The 18844-nt window shown below is 64.4% G+C and carries 18 protein-coding genes and 1 tRNA gene; 11 read left to right on the top strand and 8 right to left on the bottom strand.

Annotation, left to right across the window (positions count from 1 at the left end):
- Window positions 1–339: 339 nt before the first annotated feature.
- Together M622_RS32105 and M622_RS32100 are read right to left on the bottom strand one after the other, a co-directional pair.
- Window positions 340–1230, bottom strand: a complete 891-nt coding sequence (locus M622_RS32105) for a radical SAM protein (protein ID WP_021249772.1) — start codon at window positions 1228–1230, stop codon at window positions 340–342.
- A 175-nt stretch (window positions 1231–1405) separates the two neighbouring features.
- Window positions 1406–1482 (bottom strand) — tRNA-Met (locus M622_RS32100).
- 225 nt (window positions 1483–1707) lie between these two features.
- Between M622_RS32100 and M622_RS32095 the strand changes: the two genes are divergently transcribed.
- From M622_RS32095 to M622_RS32050, 10 genes are all read left to right on the top strand, one after another.
- Window positions 1708–2034: a hypothetical protein gene (locus M622_RS32095; protein WP_040830914.1), complete on the top strand. Its 327-nt coding sequence runs from the start codon at window positions 1708–1710 to the stop codon at window positions 2032–2034.
- Window positions 2035–2058: 24 nt separating this feature from the next.
- Window positions 2059–3411, top strand: coding sequence for a tRNA (N6-isopentenyl adenosine(37)-C2)-methylthiotransferase MiaB (miaB, locus tag M622_RS32090; RefSeq protein WP_021249770.1), 1353 nt, complete (start codon window positions 2059–2061; stop codon window positions 3409–3411).
- A complete protein-coding gene (locus M622_RS32085; RefSeq protein ID WP_021249769.1) occupies window positions 3412–4428 on the top strand; it encodes a PhoH family protein in 1017 nt (338 codons plus the stop codon).
- Window positions 4409–5170, top strand: coding sequence for an rRNA maturation RNase YbeY (gene ybeY / locus M622_RS32080; protein WP_040830912.1), 762 nt, complete (start codon window positions 4409–4411; stop codon window positions 5168–5170). The genes M622_RS32085 and ybeY overlap by 20 nt, the downstream gene beginning before the upstream one ends.
- 60 nt (window positions 5171–5230) lie before the next feature.
- Entirely contained in the window at window positions 5231–6100 is an 870-nt protein-coding gene (locus M622_RS32075) for a CorC family transporter (RefSeq protein ID WP_021249767.1), read from the top strand.
- Complete coding sequence (lnt, locus tag M622_RS32070; protein WP_021249766.1) at window positions 6100–7608, top strand: apolipoprotein N-acyltransferase; 1509 nt, start codon at window positions 6100–6102, stop codon at window positions 7606–7608. The genes M622_RS32075 and lnt overlap by 1 nt, the downstream gene beginning before the upstream one ends.
- Before the next feature lie 65 nt (window positions 7609–7673).
- Window positions 7674–8600, top strand: coding sequence for a glycine--tRNA ligase subunit alpha (gene glyQ / locus M622_RS32065; protein WP_021249765.1), 927 nt, complete (start codon window positions 7674–7676; stop codon window positions 8598–8600).
- Window positions 8600–10693, top strand: a complete 2094-nt coding sequence (gene glyS / locus M622_RS32060; RefSeq protein WP_021249764.1) for a glycine--tRNA ligase subunit beta — start codon at window positions 8600–8602, stop codon at window positions 10691–10693. Before glyQ ends, glyS begins: the two co-directional genes overlap by 1 nt.
- A 64-nt stretch (window positions 10694–10757) precedes the next feature.
- Complete coding sequence (gmhB, locus tag M622_RS32055; RefSeq protein WP_021249763.1) at window positions 10758–11291, top strand: D-glycero-beta-D-manno-heptose 1,7-bisphosphate 7-phosphatase; 534 nt, start codon at window positions 10758–10760, stop codon at window positions 11289–11291.
- Between the two features lie 48 nt (window positions 11292–11339).
- Window positions 11340–12068, top strand: coding sequence for a lysophospholipid acyltransferase family protein (locus M622_RS32050; protein WP_021249762.1), 729 nt, complete (start codon window positions 11340–11342; stop codon window positions 12066–12068).
- A gap of 54 nt (window positions 12069–12122) precedes the next feature.
- Here M622_RS32050 and M622_RS32045 read toward each other — a convergent pair whose 3' ends face one another.
- The 5 genes from M622_RS32045 to M622_RS32025 all read right to left on the bottom strand — a co-directional run bounded on the left by M622_RS32045 (window position 12123) and on the right by M622_RS32025 (window position 15970).
- A complete protein-coding gene (locus tag M622_RS32045) occupies window positions 12123–12689 on the bottom strand; it encodes a phasin family protein (RefSeq protein WP_031347005.1) in 567 nt (188 codons plus the stop codon).
- 373 nt (window positions 12690–13062) lie between these two features.
- Window positions 13063–13839: an enoyl-CoA hydratase gene (locus M622_RS32040; protein WP_021249760.1), complete on the bottom strand. Its 777-nt coding sequence runs from the start codon at window positions 13837–13839 to the stop codon at window positions 13063–13065.
- A 32-nt stretch (window positions 13840–13871) separates the two neighbouring features.
- Window positions 13872–14414: a lipopolysaccharide transport periplasmic protein LptA gene (gene lptA, locus M622_RS32035; protein ID WP_021249759.1), complete on the bottom strand. Its 543-nt coding sequence runs from the start codon at window positions 14412–14414 to the stop codon at window positions 13872–13874.
- Window positions 14411–14989 carry an LPS export ABC transporter periplasmic protein LptC gene (lptC, locus tag M622_RS32030; protein ID WP_021249758.1) on the bottom strand — a complete coding sequence of 193 codons (579 nt, stop codon included), beginning with the start codon at window positions 14987–14989 and terminating at the stop codon, window positions 14411–14413. The genes lptA and lptC overlap by 4 nt, the downstream gene beginning before the upstream one ends.
- Window positions 14990–15970, bottom strand: coding sequence for a KpsF/GutQ family sugar-phosphate isomerase (locus tag M622_RS32025; RefSeq protein ID WP_031347003.1), 981 nt, complete (start codon window positions 15968–15970; stop codon window positions 14990–14992).
- A gap of 160 nt (window positions 15971–16130) precedes the next feature.
- Here M622_RS32025 and M622_RS32020 point away from each other — a divergent pair, with 160 nt between their 5' ends.
- Window positions 16131–18101: a monovalent cation:proton antiporter family protein gene (locus tag M622_RS32020; protein ID WP_021249756.1), complete on the top strand. Its 1971-nt coding sequence runs from the start codon at window positions 16131–16133 to the stop codon at window positions 18099–18101.
- Window positions 18102–18180: 79 nt separating this feature from the next.
- Here M622_RS32020 and M622_RS32015 read toward each other — a convergent pair whose 3' ends face one another.
- The gene (locus M622_RS32015; RefSeq protein WP_021249755.1) at window positions 18181–18819 is read right to left on the bottom strand and encodes a prepilin-type N-terminal cleavage/methylation domain-containing protein; all 639 of its coding nucleotides are present in this window, start codon (window positions 18817–18819) and stop codon (window positions 18181–18183) included.
- Window positions 18820–18844 lie beyond the last annotated feature (25 nt).

Below are 18844 nucleotides of genomic sequence, written 5' to 3'. Positions count from 1 at the left end.
AACTGAGATTGTGGGTCAGGCAGCGGAAAAATCATGCGCGGGGGCTCGCGGAACGGGTGCGCGCTGAAGAGAACACGGATTCAGGTATCGAGACAAGCTTTGTTGATTATATAAAGCTCTTATGGGCGGCAGGGCGTGCTGGATAAAGAGCGTATTCGCTGGGCCTGGAGGCCCTCAGCTACAACGTCTCCTGGCTTGTTTGACGCGCTAAATGAGCGCGATGAAAGCGCTCACGAGGAAGGCGCGTTCATGCCCCGCATCCCTGCCGCGAGCATCCAATGGACGCAAGGGAAAGCGATGATCGACCTCCGTTGCCGCCTCGCGTGGTCCTGCCAGGGCTTACAGCCCGCGCGTCCACGCGGGGCGGAGAGGTGCAGCCTCCGGGTGTTCGAGCGTGGCTCTCACCTGTGCAAGCAAGCTGTCCTTGTCCGCACCCAGCGTGCCCTTGAGCACGAGCCGGTTGGAGACGTGGTCAGAGCGGAACACTGTGCGTTTCAGCGTCAGCGCCGAGAGGAAACGCTCCATCTCGTGGAACAGGCCCTGTTGCGACAAGGCCTGCCAGTCCGGCCAGGACTGCAGGAAGCGGCGCCCGCTGTCGTGCAGCGTCAGCACCAGGGTGGACAGATACTCCGGCTGGGTGGCGTTGATCAGGCGCGCGGAATTATCCGCGTGCTGTGCGCTCAGCGCCGTGCCGCCCAGGCCGTTGAGGATCATTACCGAGCGCCTGATGCCGGCCTCGCCCAACTTGTCGAGCGCGGCGCGGGTGGAGTCAAAGGTTTCGCCCTTGTGCACCCGGGCGAGCACTTCGTCGTCGCCGGATTCGGCGCCCAGGTAGGCGAGTGCGAGGCCGGCGTCGGCGAGCGTCTTCAGTTCGATGACGGATTTCTTCGTCAGGTTGCGCGCGAGGCTGTAGCTCGACACCCGGTGGACGGCGGGCAGGTGGGTGCGGATGGCTTCGAGGTAGACGAGCAGGCGTCGCGTCGGCAGCACCAGGGCGTCGCCGTCAGCGAGGAAGACGCGCCGCACCTGCGCGCCATGAAGTTCGCCGGTGCGCCGGATGCTGTCGACGACCTCGGCCTCGCTGCGCGCGCGAAAGGTCTTCTGCGGCGAGGTGTACATCTCGCAAAAGGTGCATTGGTTCCATGAGCAGCCGTCGGTGACCGGCAGGATCAGCGATTCGGCCTCGCTCGGTGGGCGGTATACGGGGTCGACGTAGCGGATGGGCAGCATGGGCACGGGTTTCCTCTGCAGCAGGGAAAGACGCAAGAGTGTAGCCCGTGCCGGTCGCGGATTCAGGCGTGGCCGCTGGCAGCGCTGGACAAGCCGTTTCGGCTGAGACGGAATCCCGACGTAAGCCCAGCCCAAATAGAAAAGGGCCTGCATCGCTGCAAGCCCTTGAATTTGTTGGTGGTGATGGGCGGGATCGAACCGCCGACCTATGGGTTATGAATCCATCGCTCTAACCATCTGAGCTACATCACCAACCGAGCGCGCCAATATAGCGGCCTTCACGGTGGCCCGTCAATAGGCGCGAAGCGGGTGCGGGGAGATGTCGGCGCTGTTGAACGCGCGCCGGCGGGTGTTGTCAGAGGCGCCTTCAGGGCGGGTAGCGTTTGATTTATAAGGCTTTTGCATTGACATCGAGGCGATGTTCGGGGATCATCTTCGGCCTGTTAACGTAAATGCCGGTCATTGCCGGTCGATGTCTTGCGCAAGATTCCTTTCTCACTTCTGTTGCTGTCGCTGGCCGGTGCGCCCGGGTCCGCTGCCAATGCGGCGCCGTCGCGCGCGTTTCCGGAAGATGCGCGCAAGACCACGATCACCTTCGCACCGGCAGGCACGGTGCTGGTGGAAGATCAGCCCGTGAGCCTGAGCCCGGGCGCGCAGATCCGCAACACCTACAACCGTATCGTGCAGCCTTCCCACATCCGTGGCGAATACAAGGTGCGAGTCAAGTTCGACAAGCATGGTCAGATACACCGGGTGTGGATCCTCACCCCCGAAGAGGCCGCCACTCCAGATCCGAAGCGCTAAACACGCGGTGAATCGATTCCCCCAATGAAGAAACTCTACATCCGCACCTTCGGGTGCCAGATGAATGAGTACGACTCCGACAAGATGGCGGACGTGCTCGGTGCCAACGAAGAACTGGTCAAGACCGACAACCCCGAAGAGGCGGATGTGATTTTGTTCAACACCTGCTCTGTGCGCGAGAAAGCGCAGGAGCGGGTGTTTCATGATCTTGGCCGGGTGCGGCTGCTCAAGCAGGCGAAGCCGGATCTGATCATTGGCGTGGGAGGCTGCGTCGCCAGCCAGGAGGGCGAGGCGATCGTCAAGCGCGCGCCCTATGTGGACGTGGTGTTCGGGCCGCAGACGCTCCATCGCCTGCCGGCGCTGATCGAGGCGCGCAAGCGCAGCGGGCGCTCGCAGGTGGACATCTCCTTTCCCGAGATCGAGAAGTTCGATGCCATCCCCCCGGCGCGAGTCGAGGGTGGCAGCGCCTTTGTGTCGATCATGGAAGGCTGTTCCAAGTACTGTAGCTTCTGCGTCGTGCCTTACACCCGGGGTGAAGAGGTTTCGCGCCCGCTCGACGACATCCTCACCGAGATCGCCGGGCTGGCCGCGCAGGGCGTGAAGGAAGTGACCTTGCTGGGCCAGAACGTGAACGCCTGGCGGGGCGAGCTGGTGCGCGCAGGCGGTGAAGAGGGTGACTTTGCCTTCCTGCTCGAATGTGTGGCCGAGATCCCCGGCATTGAGCGCCTGCGCTTCACGACCTCGCATCCGCGCGAGATGACGCAGCGCCTGATCGACTGTTACGCGACCATCCCCAAGCTGGTTTCGCAACTGCATCTGCCGGTGCAGTCGGGTTCGGATCGTGTGCTGGCGGCGATGAAACGCGGCTACTCGGTGCTCGAATTCAAGTCGGTGGTGCGCAAGCTGCGTGCGGCGCGCCCCGATCTGGCGCTGACCTCGGACTTCATCCTGGGCTTTCCGGGCGAGACCGAAGAGGATTTCGAGAAGACCATGAAGCTGATCGACGAGGTCGGCTTCGATGGTTCCTTCAGCTTTGTATACAGCGCCCGCCCCGGCACTCCGGCATCCGATCTGGCCGATCCGGTGCCGCAGGAGACCAAGCTGCGCTGGCTGGCGCGCCTGCAAAAGCGCATCGACGAGCAGTATCAGCTCAATAGCGCAGCCATGGTCGGCAGCGTGCAGCGCATCCTGGTGGAAGGTGCGGCCAAGAAGAACGCCGATCATGAGTTGATGGGTCGCAGTGACAACAATCGTGTGGTCAACTTCGCTGCGCCCACGCGCAATCGCGAGCGCCTGATCAACCAGTTCATTGATGTGCGCATCACCGCCGCGCTGCCGCACAGCCTGCGCGGCGAAATCCTCACCCGGGAATCCTGAATGGCGAAAACGCTGGAAGTTTTTTTCGAACCGGTCGACAACGCCCGGCTCGCGAGATTGTGCGGGGTCCTGGACGAGAACTTGCGCCAGATCGAGAATGCTTTTGATATCAGCGTGATGCGTCGTGGCGAACACTTCAGCCTGACCGGTCATCCCGCCCAGGTGCTGCGCGGTGAGATGGCGCTGAAACACTTCTATGCACGCGCGGACAGCGACCTCTCGCTCGATGACGTCCAGCTCGGCCTGGTCGAAATCGCCAACCGCGGAGAGCTCACGCTACCCGCACCGGCCCTGATGACGCGCCGCACCGATCTGCGTGGGCGTACGCCGCGGCAGGCCGAATACCTGAGCAATATCCAGGAATTCGACATCACCTTCGGCATCGGCCCGGCAGGAACAGGCAAGACCTACCTGGCGGTGGCGAGCGCGGTGGATGCCTTCGAGCGTGACCTGGTCGAGCGCATCATCCTCACCCGACCCGCGGTCGAGGCAGGCGAGCGCCTGGGCTTTCTGCCCGGCGACCTGTCGCAGAAGGTCGACCCTTATCTGCGCCCCTTGTATGACGCGCTCTACGATCTGATGGGTTTTGACCGCGTTGGCAAGTTGTTCGAGCGCAGCCTGATCGAGATCGCGCCCCTGGCCTTCATGCGCGGACGCACCCTCAGCAATGCCTTCATCATTCTCGACGAGGCGCAGAACACCACCCCCGAGCAGATGAAGATGTTCCTCACCCGCATCGGTTTCGGCGCCAAGGCCGTGGTCACCGGTGACCAGACCCAGGTTGACCTGACGCGCGGCCAGCGCAGCGGCCTGAAAGAGGCGCGCGCGGTGCTGCAGGGGGTGCGCGGGATCGCATTCACTGAATTCACCAAGGACGACGTGGTTCGTCATCCGCTGGTCGCGCGCATTGTGGAAGCCTACGACAAGGAAGCGGCGCGGGTGGAGCGCAGCAAGAGCGCAGCGCGCGCCCAGGTGCAAGCAAGCGAGGAAAATGAAGATGTCAAAACGGACAAGTAAGCCCAAGGTCTTTGCCTTTGATGCCAAGGACAAGGCGACGCGGATCAAGGCCGAGCGCCTCGAGATCCACCTTGGCAAGGGCCGCAAGCTGCTGCTCAGCTTCCCCGGCTCTGCATGGGGAGACCTCGAAGTGGAGGCCGAGACCGATAGCGACGAGGTCGTGCCCTTGCTGTCCTTGCAGCCCGGCGCCTGCAACCTGCTGACGCTGCGCGTCGATCTGGATCACGACCTGCGGCCGGTCGAGGCGATGGATCTGCCGCAGCATGACAGCCCGCCGATGCTGACGCTGAAGGTGCAAAAGGCGGTCGAGGGCGCAGACAAGACCAACTCACCCAAGAAGCACAGCATTCGGCGCTGGGCCCAGGCCGCGCTGCAGCAGGACGTGAAGGTGGTGGTGCGCCTGGTGGGCGAAGCCGAAGGGCAGGCGCTCAATCGCGAATACCGCGGCAAGGACTACGCCACCAACGTGCTTACCTTCGTCTATGGCGAAGGCGAGGCCATGCCCGGCGCCAATGAGGAAGGCATGCCCTTGACTGGCGATCTGGTGCTGTGCGTGCCTGTGCTGGTGCGCGAGGCAGCCGAGCAGGGCAAGACGCTGGATGCGCATTTCGCCCACCTGGTGGTGCATGGCATGCTGCACCTGCAGGGCTACGAGCATGACGAGGAGGGTGATGCGCAGGTAATGGAAAAAGCCGAGACGGATATCCTGCGCACTCTCGGTTATGCTGATCCGTACGCCTGAGCCCTTGCCGGACGGCGGCCGTTTGCGGCGCGTCGCCCATGGAGAGATCATTCCCCCGTCATGGAAAGCCCCTCAAAACCGTCCCTGATCGACCGCATTGCAGCGCTGCTGTTACGCGAGCCCGAAGATCGCGAAGACCTTCTTGCCTTGCTGCATGCGGCCCTCGACCGCGATCTGCTGGACGCCGACGCGCTGTCCGTGATCAAGGGGGCTTTGCAGATGTCGGACATGCAGGTGCGTGACGTCATGGTGCCGCGCGCGCAGATGGATTGCGTCAGTCTCGAGCGCTCGGTCGAGGAGATTGCCGGCATGGCCGTCGATCAGGGGCATTCGCGCTTTCCGGTGATCGGCGAAGACAAGGATGATGTGCTTGGCATCTTGCTCGCCAAGGATCTGTTGCGCTATTTCGCCGGACGTGAGCTGGATCTGCGCAGCATGTTGCGGCCCGCAGTCTTCATCCCGGAAACCAAGCGCCTGAACGTGCTGCTGCGCGAGTTTCGCGTCAGTCATAACCACATGGCGATCGTCGTCGATGAATACGGCGGCGTGGCGGGCCTGGTGACGATCGAGGATGTGCTGGAGCAGATCGTCGGTGATATCGAGGACGAATTCGATCTCGATGAGATCGGAGACAATATCCGTCTCGCCTCCAATGGCCGTTATCGGGTCACGGCAACCACGGCGATCGAGGATTTCAATACGGCTTTCGCCACCCATTTTTCTGATGATGAGTACGACACCGTGGGTGGCCTGTTGATGCGTCAGTTCGGACGCCTGCCGCAGCGTGGCGAAATAGTCGAACTCGAAGGGCTCAGGTTTCAGGTCCTGCGCGCCGACAGCCGACGCCTGTATTCACTGTTGGTCGAGCCGGCCTCGCAGCACGCTGGCGCTGATTCACCTTCCACCTCATTGCCCTACGCGAGCGGCTGATGCGCCGTCGCGTGTTGTTGGCCTTGCTCGCGGGCGGCGCGAGTGTGCTGGCGTTCGAGCCGTTTGCACTGTTTCCGCTTGCGTTGCTCAGCCTGGCGGCCCTGGCTTGGCTGCTGCGCGCGGTCGAGCGCACGCGGGATGGCTTCTGGCTCGGTTTTGCCTGGGGCTGGGGGGCGTTCATTGCGGGCGTGTCCTGGCTTTATGTCGCGCTCAATCGCTATGGCGGCATGCCTGCGCCGCTGGCGGGGCTGGCGATTGCGCTGTTCTGTGCCTATCTGGCACTTTATCCGGCCCTGGTCGGGGCGGCCTTTGTGCGCCTGCGGTGCGCGGGCTGGGGTCGGGCGCCGCTCGCCGGCGCGCTCTTGTTCGGCGCCCTGTGGTTGTGCGGCGAGTGGCTGCGGGGGGTGGTGTTCACCGGGTTTCCCTGGCTCGCCATGGGTTATTCGCAGACGCCTCCCAGTCCGCTGGCCGGCTACCTGCCGCTGCTGGGCGTGTACGGGGTCGGCGGCGTGCTGGCCTTTCTGGCCGGCCTGATCGCTTTTGTTGATGGCAGGCGCCGCGCCACAGGGTGGCGGCCTGCGCTGCTGGCCCTGGCCGTGCTGGGCGTCGGTTCTGGCTTGCTGGAGCGGGCGTGGACCGTCCCCAGCGGCGAGCCGATCAAGGTGGCGCTGGTGCAGACTGATTTCGCGCAGAGCCTGAAGTGGGACCCGCAACACTTTGCCGAAGTGCTGCAGATCAATCTCGATCTGGTGCGAGACGAATTCCTGCGCGCCGATCCGCCGGCCATTGTGGTGCTGCCCGAGACCACGCTGCCGACCTTGTTCGACCGCCTGCCCGAGGCTTACGTCGAGGCCCTGGCCGGCTTTGCGCGTGAGGCCGGCGGTGACCTGGTGCTGGGCGTGTTTCGACGCGATGAGCACGACAACATCTACAACTCGGCCATCAGCCTGGGGCGTGCGCCGCAGCAGCATTACGCCAAACACCATCTCGTGCCCTTCGGCGAGTATTCGCCGCCGCTGTTTGGCTGGTTCTATCGCCTGGCCAGCATCCCCATGTCGGACCAGACCGGCGGCGGCCCCGATCAGCCGCCGATGGCCCTGGCCGGACAGCGCGTGGCGCTCAATATCTGCTACGAAGACCTGTTCGGTGCCGAGCTGATTCGCGCGCTGCCGCAGGCGACCATGCTGCTGAACATCTCCAACCTGGCCTGGTATGGCGACTCCTTCGCCCAGCCCCAGCACCTGCAGATCGCTCGTGTGCGTGCGCTTGAGAGCGGGCGGCCGATGCTGCGCTCGACCAACACCGGCATGACCGCGATCGTCCAGCCCGACGGCCGCGTCAGTGCGGTGCTGCCTGCGTTCGAGCGCGGCGTCCTGCGCGCAACCGTGCAGGGCTACGTCGGGCTCACGCCTTATGCGCGCTGGGGCGACCGCCTCGCACTGGGCGCGGCGCTGTGCGCACTGGCGCTGATCGGTGTGCGGCGCGCGCGCCGCCCCGAATCCCAGTAAAATCGACCCTTTTACGAATATTGCGCGGCCCCGGTGCCCCTGAAGCCTCCTCCGCCTCCGAGACCATGACTATCGAACCCCGACTCGTGAAACCGACTTTCCAGCAAATCATCCTCACCCTGCAGCACTTCTGGGGTGAGCGCGGCTGTGTGCTGATGCAGCCCTATGACCTCGAAGTCGGTGCAGGCACCAGCCATACCGCCACCTTCCTGCGCGCCATCGGCCCCGAGCCCTGGAACGCCGCCTACGTGCAGCCCTCGCGTCGTCCCAAGGACGGCCGCTATGGTGAAAACCCCAACCGCCTGCAGCACTACTATCAGTTCCAGGTAGTGTTGAAGCCCTCGCCGCTGAACATCCAGGAGCTGTATCTGGATTCGCTGCGTGCGCTGGGCGTGGATCCGGGTGCACACGACATCCGTTTCGTCGAGGACGACTGGGAGAATCCCACCCTTGGCGCCTGGGGCCTGGGCTGGGAGGTGTGGCTCAATGGCATGGAAGTCACCCAGTTCACCTACTTCCAGCAGGTCGGTGGTCTGGATTGCAGGCCGGTGCTGGGCGAGATCACCTACGGCATCGAGCGCCTGGCGATGTACCTGCAGGGGGTGGAAAACGTCTATGACCTGGTGTGGTCGATCGCGCCCGATGGGCGCCCGGTCAGCTACGGTGATGTTTACCATCAGAACGAAGTCGAGCAATCGACCTTCAACTTCGAGCACAGCAACATCGATTTCCTGTTCTCGCTGTTTACCAACTACGAATCCGAAGCCCGACGCGTGGTGGAGCTCGGTCTGCCCTTGCCGGCCTACGAGATGGTGCTCAAGGCGGCCCACACCTTCAACATGCTCGACGCCCGCGGCGCCATCTCGGTGACCGAGCGTGCGGCCTACATCGGGCGCATTCGCAACTTGTCGCGCGCGGTCGCGCAAGCCTATTTCGAATCCCGTGAAGCGCTTGGCTTCCCGATGCTCAATGCCGGCAAGGAGGCCGCGTGATGACGACTGCGACCGCAACCCTGCTTGTTGAACTGCTCACCGAAGAGCTGCCGCCCAAGGCCTTGCCGCGTCTGGGCGAAACCTTCGCCACGCGCATTGCCGAAGGCCTGAAGGCCAGGGGGCTCGCCCCGCTCGATGCGGCTTTGCGCAGCTACGCCAGCCCGCGCCGCCTGGCGGTGACAGTGGCCCATGTCGCGGCCGAGGGCGCCGCCAGGGAAGTCACCGAAAAGCTCATGCCGGTGTCGGTCGCGCTCGACGCCGAGGGCAAGCCCACGCCCGCTCTGCTCAAGAAGATGGAAGCCAAGGGCATCTCCGTCGATGCCGTCGCCAGCTTTGAGCGCCGCGTGGACGGCAAGGCCGAGGCGCTGTTCCACACCGACACCGTGGCGGGTGCTCGGCTCGCTGACGTGCTCGCGGCCGTCGTGCAGGATGCGATCAAGGCCTTGCCCATCCCCAAGGTGATGCGCTGGGGCGATGGTGACGCCACTTTCGTGCGTCCGGTGCACAAGCTGACCATGCTCCATGGTGCCGAGGTGGTGCCGGGGCGGGTGCTGGATCTGGAGGCTGGGCGCACCACGCGCGGCCACCGCTTCATGAGCCGCGGCGATATCGACATCGCCACCGCCGATGCCTACGAACCGACCCTGCTCGCCGAAGGCAAGCTCATCCCCAACTTCGCCGAGCGCCGCGCCGACATCGAGCGCCAGTTGCTTGCCGAGGCGGCCAAGCAGGACGCACTGCTGGGTGTCTACGCCGATCTTCTCGACGAAGTCGCGGCGCTGGTCGAGCATCCGACCGTGTATGTGGGCGAGTTCGAGGCGGAGTTTCTCGCCGTGCCGCAGGAATGCCTGATCCTGACCATGCGCGCCAACCAGAAGTATTTTCCCCTCTTCGACGGTGCCGGCAAGCTGCTCAATCGCTTTCTCATCGTCTCCAACATGCGTCTCGCGGACCCGTCCAACATCATCACCGGCAACGCGCGCGTGGTGCGCCCGCGCCTGTCGGACGCGCGCTTCTTTTTCGAGCAGGACAAGAAGCAGACGCTCGAAGCCCGCCTTGGCCGTCTCGCCGCCGTGGTCTACCACAACAAGCTCGGTAGCCAGCTCGAGCGCGTCGAGCGTCTGGAGGTGCTGGCGGGCGTGATTGCAGCGCAGCTGCAGGGCGACGTCGCGGCGGCAAAGCGCGCGGCGCGTCTGGCCAAGGTCGATCTCGTCACCGACATGGTCGGTGAGTTCCCCGAGCTGCAGGGCATCATGGGGCGCTACTATGCGCTCGCCGACGGTGAGGGCGAGGTCGTTGCCAACGCCATCCAGGCCCACTACCAGCCGCGCTTTGCTGGCGATGCGCTGCCCGCGGGCAATGTCGCCGCCGCGCTTGCGCTCGCCGACAAGCTCGAGGCGCTGGTCGGCTTCTTTGGTATTGGACAGTTGCCGACCGGCGACAAGGACCCGTTTGCGCTGCGCCGTGCCGCACTCGGCGTGCTGCGCATCCTGATGGAGACGCCGCTGCCGCTCGAGCTGCCGAAGCTGATCGAGGCCGCCAGCGCCGGCTTCAAGCCCGGGGTGCTGACGGCCGAGGGTTTCGCCGCGCAACTGCAGGACTTCATGTACGAGCGCCTGAAGAACATGTTGCGCGAGACCGGCCGCGATGGCGCGGTGGTCGATGCCGTGCTGGCGCTCAAGCCCGCGCGCATCGATCAGGTGCCGGCCAGGCTTGTCGCGGTGGAGGCCTTCCGCGCGCTGCCCGAGGCCGAGGCCCTGGCGGCGGCGAACAAGCGCATCGTCAACATCCTCAGGAAGGCAGAAAGCAGCCCGGGCGAGCCTGACTTTGCCTTGCTCCAGGAGGAGGCCGAGAAGGTCTTGTTCCGCGCGGTGGTCGAGGTGACGCCGCGGGTGCGCTCGCATGTCGCCAACGAGGATTACACTGCGGCCCTGCTCGCGCTGGCGGGTCTGCGCGCGGCGGTGGACCAGTTCTTCGAGGACGTCATGGTGATGGTGGACGACACGCTGACGCGGCACAACCGCCTCGCGTTGCTCGCCCAGTTGTCGGGCCTGATGAATCAGGTCGCGGACATTTCGCGCCTGTCGGCCTGAGTTTCCCGCGCCCCGTCACACGATGGGACGCGCGTCCTACCTGCGGGGAGCAACGAGCATGCCGATGAAACTCATCATTCTCGACCGCGACGGCGTGATCAACGTCGATTCGGAGCAGTTCATCAAGTCGCCCGAAGAGTGGAAACCGATTCCGGGCTCGCTCGAGGCCATCGCCCGCCTCAATCAGTGGGGCTGGCGGGTTGTCGTGGCCTCCAACCAGTCCGGCGTCGGTCGTGGTCTGTTCGGCATGGACACGCTCAATGCCATCAACGACAAGATGGTGCGCAGCCTGGCGCAGGTCGGTGGCCGCCTGGATGCGATCTTTTTCTGCACCCATGCCGCGGATTCGACCTGTGAATGCCGCAAGCCCAAGTCCGGACTGTTCCAGCAGATCGCCGATCGTTTCAATGTCGATCTGAACGGCGTGCCCTGCGTGGGCGACAGCCTGCGCGACCTGCAGGCCGGCGTGCGCCTGGGCTGTGCGCCCTATCTGGTGCTGACCGGAAAGGGCATGCTGACGCGTGAGAACCCCGAGCTGCCGCCTGCTACCCAGATCTTCCCCGACCTCGATGCGCTTGCCACTGCGCTCACCGCCTGACCGCTCCGCCGGCCGTGGCCGGTGTGACTTCACCTTTCGAGTCTGACCGTGCACCTGATCCGCTCTTTTGTCTTCGCCATCGTGCTGACTCTGATCACGGTGCCCTACGCGATCTTTGCCACCTTGATCTTCTGGTTGCCGCCGATGACCCGCCATCGGCTGATCACCTCCTGGGTGCCGATCATGATGTGGGTGATCAAGCATGTGCTGGGGATCCGCTATCGCGTCATCGGCGCCGAGAACATGCCTGCGGGGCCGGCGGTGGTGGTGGCCAAGCATCAGTCGGCGTGGGAGACGATTGCGCTGCAGCAGATCTTTCCGCCGCTGTGTTACGTGCTCAAGCGTGAGCTCTTGCGCGTGCCATTTTTTGGTTGGGGTCTGGCCAGCATTCCTGGCATCGCGATCGACCGCAAGGCCGGCAAGGACGCGCTTGCGCAGGTGGTTGAGCAAGGCCGGGCGCGACTCAAGGAGGGCTTGTGGGTGGTGGTGTTCCCCGAGGGCACGCGCACTGCGCCCGGAGCGGTCCGGCGCTACAAGCCGGGCGGTGCCATCCTGGCCAAGCGTGCGGGCGTGCCGGTGGTACCGGTGGCGCACAACGCGGGCGAATTCTGGCGCCGCAACGCCTTCATAAAACATCCGGGGGAGATCATCGTCAGCATCGGCCCGGTGATCGAGGTCAAGGGCGTCAAGGCCGATGAGATCAATACGCGCGCCGAGGCCTGGGTGGAAGCTGAAATGCGCCGCCTGTTCCCGCATCATTACGCTGCGCAGCCGTAAACGTAAAACGGCCCCGCAGTGCGGGGCCGTTTCGTGAAGCTGTAGCCTTGAGACTTAGGCAGCCTTCTTGCCGGCGGTCTTGGCGGTGGTATTCACAGCCTTGACGGTGGCGTTGGTGGCAGCGGCCACGTTGGCTTCGGTCATTTCGGCAACCTGCTTGGCAGCCTTGTTCATGCTGTCGTAGGCGCTGTTGGCGGCGGCGATGGCCGACTTGACGGCGGCGACGGCAACGTCCGAACCAGCGGGAGCCGACTTGGCAGCCTTGTCGAGTGCGGAAGCCACACCCTTGTTGATTTCAGCAACCTGGCTTTCCATGACCTTGGTCACTTCTTCCTGGCTCTGCGAGGTGATCTCGTAGACGCTGCGAGCGTAGGCGACAGCCTTCTCGACGATCGGCTGGGCCAGCGAGGTTTGCAGGTTCATCAGTTCCTGCACGTCCTTGACGGCCAGCATGGCCTTGGTGTTGGCGACGCCGTCTTCCATGATCGAACGGGCAGTGTTCAGGTTCAGTGCGGTCAGGCGCTCGGCGCTGGCGAAAGCAGCGTTGGCCAGGGTCAGCATGGTCTCGACGTTGGCCTTGTTGGAGGCGGCGAACTGCTCGGGGGCGATGAAGTTTGACATGAGTATTTCCTCGTTGAATAGGGTGGGTGCAGGAACATCAGATTTCGGCTGTGCCGCGATGTTGCGTTGCAGCATGGTGCGTATTATAAGGACGAGGAAATATCCGTCAAGTATTTTTTGTGCATTGCACAATGTCGCTGCGATTATTCGTTGCTATTGATGCCTGGGTGAGACTCAGGGTGCTGGCGTTCGGCCCATGAGGGCAAGTTGGGGTTGTTGATAGGGCACTGGGTGCTGGCAGCGGGCTGATGTGGGCTATTGGCTTGCAGCGGGCGCGAGGGTGAGCGGGCCTTCGCCCACCTAGCGATTGCCAGCCGGAATGTGAAACGACCGCCCTCAGGCGGTCGTTTCGTGCGCTGCAGCAAGGGCGGACTCAGTCGTGGCTGAACTTGGCCTTGCGCTTTTCGACAAAGGCCGCCATGCCTTCCTTCTGGTCGTTGAGGGCAAACGCAGAGTGAAATACGCGGCGTTCAAACAGCAGGCCTTCGCTGAGGCTGCTTTCGAAGGCGCGATTGACCGACTCCTTGATCATCATCACCACCGGCAGCGAGAAGCTGGCGATGGTTTCGGCCGCACTCAAGGCTTCTTCGATGAGCTTGTCTGCTGCCACCACGCGCGACACCAGGCCGGCACGCTCGGCTTCCGCCGCGTCCATGAAGCGCGAGGTCAGGCACAGGTCCATCGCTTTCGCCTTGCCGACCGCGCGCGGCAGGCGCTGCGTGCCGCCGGCTCCGGGCAGGATGCCGAGCTTGACTTCGGGTTGGCCGAACTTGGCGCTGTCGGCTGCGATGATGATGTCGCACATCATCGCCAGCTCGCATCCGCCGCCAAGCGCAAAGCCAGCGACCGCGGCGATGATGGGTTTGCGGCAGCTCTTCACGCGTTCCCAGTTGCGCGTGATGTAGTCGCCCTTGTAAGCGTCCATGTACGAGAAGCTCGCCATTGCGCCGATATCGGCGCCGGCGGCGAAGGCTTTCTCGGAGCCGGTGATCACGATCGCGCCAATGTTGTCATCGGCCTCGAAGCCGTCCAGGGCCTGGCCGATTTCGTCCATCACCTGATCATTGAGGGCATTCATCGCCTTGGGACGATTGAGGGTGATGAGGCCGACTCGGCCACGGGTTTCGGCGATGATGAGTTCGAAGGACATGCTTACTCCTGACGGGTTGCAATGGAAGCTTGTTATTGCTGAGAGGCGGCCTTGCCCTCGCTCTTGGGCTGGATCACTGCGCGTACGCGCGTGTCCGAACCCACCGCCGGCTTGCTGCCGGGAGCGTTGGTGGCGAGGTAGTTTTCGCTGATCGCGTCGTATTCAATATAGGCGCCACGCACTTCGTCGCCGCCGCTGGTGACGCGGGCGCGGTTGAACAGGCGCGCCTTCTCGTTGCGACTGTCGTATTCGATGCGCTCGGCTTCACCATCGACGTATTCGCCGGTGGCTTGACGCTTCTGGCGGAAGGTGGCGAGCTTGTTGCCGCTGGCGGTGGCCACGCCATTCTGGAAGCCAGCCGCGTCCTGGGTGACGACGAGCTTGTCGCCCTTGATGAGCAGGCTGCCCTGGGTGAGGATCACGTTGCCTTCGAACACGTGCACCTTGTTGCGGTCGTCGACCGTCATGTGGTCCGCTTCGATATTGACGGGCTGCTGACGGTCAGTGCGCTCGGCGAAGGCGGGCTGGGTGATGAGGCTCAGGGCAAGAGCAAGGGGGGCGAGCAGGGCTTTCATGAAGCGGGTCCTTGGCGGCCGGGCATGTTGACGCGGACTTTGCCGATGAGCTCGAGCGTGCCGAAAAGATTGTCGGCTTGCATGCCAAGCGCGTCGGCACGCGTTGTGCCTCGCCGCAGTTGCACGGGTGTGTCAGTGTGCGCGCGGTAGGAGTCGGGCCACACGGTGAGTGTTTCGGAGTCGAGGGAGAGGGCAGGGTCGTTTGCTGCGCCCGGACGATGCACGCGCACCGTGCCGCGCAACTCGACCTGCTCTCCACCCGGTGAGACTTCGGCATGTTCGGCGCTGATGCGTGTCTCGCGGCCCTCATTGTTCATGCGCAGACGGGGCTGTTCGAGGCGGGTGATGTCGCCCAGCGGGAAGTGACTGAGGCGATCGGCGAACAGCTCGTAGCGCTGTGCGCCATCGACACCGAAACTGACCACGCGCGTACCTTCGGCGATGAAGTCCGGGCCGCTTTGTGTTGCGGGCGCAGTGCCCGCTTCGTCGCTGCGCGTCACGCGCTCCAGCCACACTGAAGCGCCGGCCAGCACGGCGAGCACGACGATGGGGTAGAGGCGGTAGCTGTTGATCAATCAGATCACCTTGGCGAGCATCAGGTCATGAGTGGTGAGCGCGCCGACCAGGCGGCCGTTCGTATCGAGAACCAGCAGCTGACTGATGCGCATCTGTTCCATCAGTGCGGCCGCCTCGGCTGCAAGTGCCTCGGGGTGGATGGAGCGCGGGCTGCGTGTCATCACCTCGGCGAGGAGCAGGCTGCGCACATCGCAGCCTCTTTCGAGCGCGCGGCGCAGGTCGCCGTCGGTGAAGATGCCGATGGGCTCGCCATCGGGCCCGACGATGGCGGTCATGCCCATGCCCCCGGCGGTCATTGCCAGCAGGGCCTGGGTTACGGGGGCGTCGGCGCTGACGGTGGGCACCGCGTCGGCACGGCGCATGACGTCGCCGACGCGGGTGAGAAGGCGGCGTCCGAGCGCTCCACCTGGATGCGAGCGCGCAAAGTCGTCGGCGGCAAAGCCGCGCGCGTTGAGCAGCGCCACCGCGAGCGCGTCGCCGAGCGCGAGCGCGGCGGTGGTGCTGGCGGTGGGCGCGAGATTGAGCGGGCAGGCTTCTTCTGCGACCGCGGCTTCCAGGTGCACGTCGGCCTGCAGCGCCAGCGCTGACTCGGGCCGTCCGGTGATGGCGATCAGCTTTGCGCCCTGGCGCTTGACCAGCGGCACGATGGTGAGCACTTCTTCGCTGGTGCCAGAATTCGACAGCGCGATGACGACGTCTTCGGGCGTGATCATGCCCATGTCGCCATGGGCGGCCTCGGCTGCATGCACGAAATAGGCCGGCGTGCCGGTGCTGGCCAGGGTCGCAGCCAGTTTGCGTGCGATGTGGCCCGACTTGCCGATGCCGGTGACGATCACGCGTCCACGGCGCTGAAGGATGAGATCGAGCGCGCGCTCGAATTCCGCCCCCAGGCGCTCGGCAAGCGCAGAAATGGCGGCGGCTTCGATGTGCAGCACACGACGTGCAAGGGCAAGGCTGGGACTGTCTACAGGCTGGGTCATTGGGGCGGACGACTCGATGCTTTAAACTGGGGAAAACCGGTCGTGAAGACGGTGAATGCAGCTAGGGGTATGCCCTTGCGTTGCGCCGGCGAAGACGCGCAATTGTATAACAGTCGGCACACCCCCCGGTGCGCCCGGGAACTCCAAACGACCCTCGTTGATGCTCAATACCCTCGAATTCGTCTTGCTACTGCTGGCCGCCGCCGTGGTGCTGGTAGGCATGTTCCGCAGCATGAACCTGCCGCCGGTGCTGGGCTATCTGCTGGTCGGGGCCCTGGGCGGCCCGCATGCGCTGAACCTGATGCAGAGTTCGGAAGATGCAAGCCATCTCGCCGAATTTGGTGTTGTGTTCCTGATGTTTTCGATCGGGCTGGAATTCTCCCTTGGGCGCTTGATGGCGATGAAGCGCATCGTCTTCGGGCTGGGCATGGTGCAGGTGATTGGCAGCGTGGCGGTCGTGACCATGATCGGCGGGCTCAATGGCTTGTCGTGGACCGCGAGCTTTGCGCTCGGCGGCATCCTCGCCATGTCGTCCACCGCCATCCTGTCGAAGTTGCTGACCGATCGCATGGAGCTCGACAAACGCCACGGTCGCGAGACGATAGGCGTGCTGCTCTTCCAGGACATTGCGGTCGTGCCGCTGCTGATACTGCTCCCTGCCCTGTCACGGCCTGCGGAGGAGTTGCTGTTTACGCTCGGGATTGCAGCGCTGAAGGCGGTGGCCCTGCTGCTGCTGGTGCTGGTGTTCGGTCAGCGCTTGATGCGCTGGTGGTTCACCGTGGTGGCGCAACGCCGCTCGGGCGAGCTGTTCATGCTCAACGTGTTGCTGATCACCCTGGGCCTGGCCTGGTTGTCCGAACTGGTCGGGCTCTCGCTCGCGCTCGGCGCATTTCTGGCCGGCATGCTGATTTCCGAAACCGAGTACCGCTACCAGGTCGAGGAGGACATCAAACCCTTTCGCGACGTGCTGCTCGGACTGTTCTTCGTCACCGTCGGCATGTTGCTCGACGTGATGGAGGTCTTGTACAACCTGCCGGCGGTGATCGGCCTGTTGCTGGGCCTGCTGGTGCTCAAGTTCGGCATCGTGTTTATCGCCTCGCGCGTGTTCGGGTCGACGGCGGGCACGGCCATGCGCTCGAGTTTATGGCTGTGTGCAGGCGGGGAGTTTGGCTTCGTGCTGCTGTCGCAAGTGATGGGCTTGGGTCTGATGCCGGATGGGCTGGCGCAGATCACCGTTGCCGCGCTGGTGTTGTCGATGCTGCTTGCGCCACTGATCGTGCAGGCGAGCGACAAGCTGGTGATGCGTTTTGTCGCCTCCGAGTGGCTGTTGCGGTCGATGGAGCTGACCAAGGTCGCCGCCCAGTCCTTCACCACCGAGCACCACATCATCATCTGTGGCTATGGGCGTTGTGGGCAATACATGGCGCGTTTTCTCGAACAGGAGAATGTCGCCTACATGGCGCTCGATCTCGACCCCGAGCGCGTGCGTGAGGCGGGCGCGGCAGGTGACACCGTGGTTTATGGCGACGCCGCGCGGCGCGAAACCTTGCTGGCGGCGGGAATCATGCGCGCGAGTGCGCTGGTGGTGTCCTTCTCCGACGTGAACGCGGCCTTGCGGGTCATTCACCACGCCCACGCCTTGCGCCCCGATCTGCCGGTAGTGGCGCGTGCCAGTGACGAGAGCGACATGGAGAAGCTCTCCGATGCCGGGGTGGCCGAGGTGGTGCCTGAGGCTCTCGAGGGCAGCATCATGCTGGCCTCGCATGCGCTCGCCCTGGTCGGCGTGCCGCTGACGCGGGTGGTGCGGCGTATTCGGGAGATCCGCAACCAGCGCTACGCCTTGATGCGGGGCTTCTTTCATGGCGCGGGTGATATGGGCGATGGCCCGGAGTCTGCTCAGCAGCGCCTGCACTCGCTGTCGATTCCGTCCGGCGCTGCCGTGGTCGGGCGCACTCTGGGCGAATTTGCCCTCGACCGCTTCGGTGTCGGCGTCTCGGCGGTGCGTCGGCGCGGGATTCGAGGCCTGTCACCCGGCAACGAGACCCGTATCGAGGAAGGCGATGTGGTGGTGCTGCTCGGCCTGCCCTCCGGGCTGGAGGCGGCCGAGCAGCACCTGCTTGGCGGTGGGTGATGTGCAGGTGGGTGATGTGCAGCCGCTGCGAACGGGGTGAGAGTGGTGTCGCCGGGGGCAACAAGCGCTTGTCACGATCCTACAGGCTGGCGCATACGGTGTAGCTGCTGGCATCGAGCAGCGGATTCTCGGCCGAAACGACGCTGAGCGTGCCATCGCTGTCGCTGCCTGCACGCATTGAGCCCGTGCCAGGGTCGCCATCGTCCAGCGCGAGGTCGAGCTGGCGCACCAGCTTTCCAGGGATGCTTCCCGAGCAGGTCAGGACGCTGCCGCGGATGCCGAGCAGGGAGCCGCCGCGTTGCACGCCAAGACGGCCGCCGACGGCGTTCTGGGGGAGATAGCCGGCGTCGCCCGTGTCGCTGTTGCCGCTGGCCAGATCGGCGAGCCGCAGGTGCTGCCACAAGCGGAATGCGTCGCTGTCTGTCGCGTCGTCCCAGTTGCCGTCGATCACGCCGTTGCCATTGCCCTGGGCAGTGCATTCACTGCCGCTCGAGCACAGGTGCAGGCGCGCGCGCCTGTCATCTCCGGGCAGCGCACGAAAGCGGTCCTGGTAGGCATGAATCATCGCTGGCAGGGCTCTGAAGTCTTGCGCCAGGTTCTTGACCTTGGCGCTGTCGATGAGCGCCTGTCCCTTCAGCACACCGCCCAGCAGCAGGCCGACGATGAGCAGCACAACAGCGATTTCGACCAGGGTGAAGCCTTGTTGACGGGGTTTCATGGGCGAGTCTCCTTGGGTGGGGGGA

Source organism: Thauera terpenica 58Eu (assembly GCF_000443165.1).
In the GTDB taxonomy this organism is placed as follows: domain Bacteria; phylum Pseudomonadota; class Gammaproteobacteria; order Burkholderiales; family Rhodocyclaceae; genus Thauera; species Thauera terpenica.
This window is presented reverse-complemented; position numbering and strand designations above follow the sequence as displayed.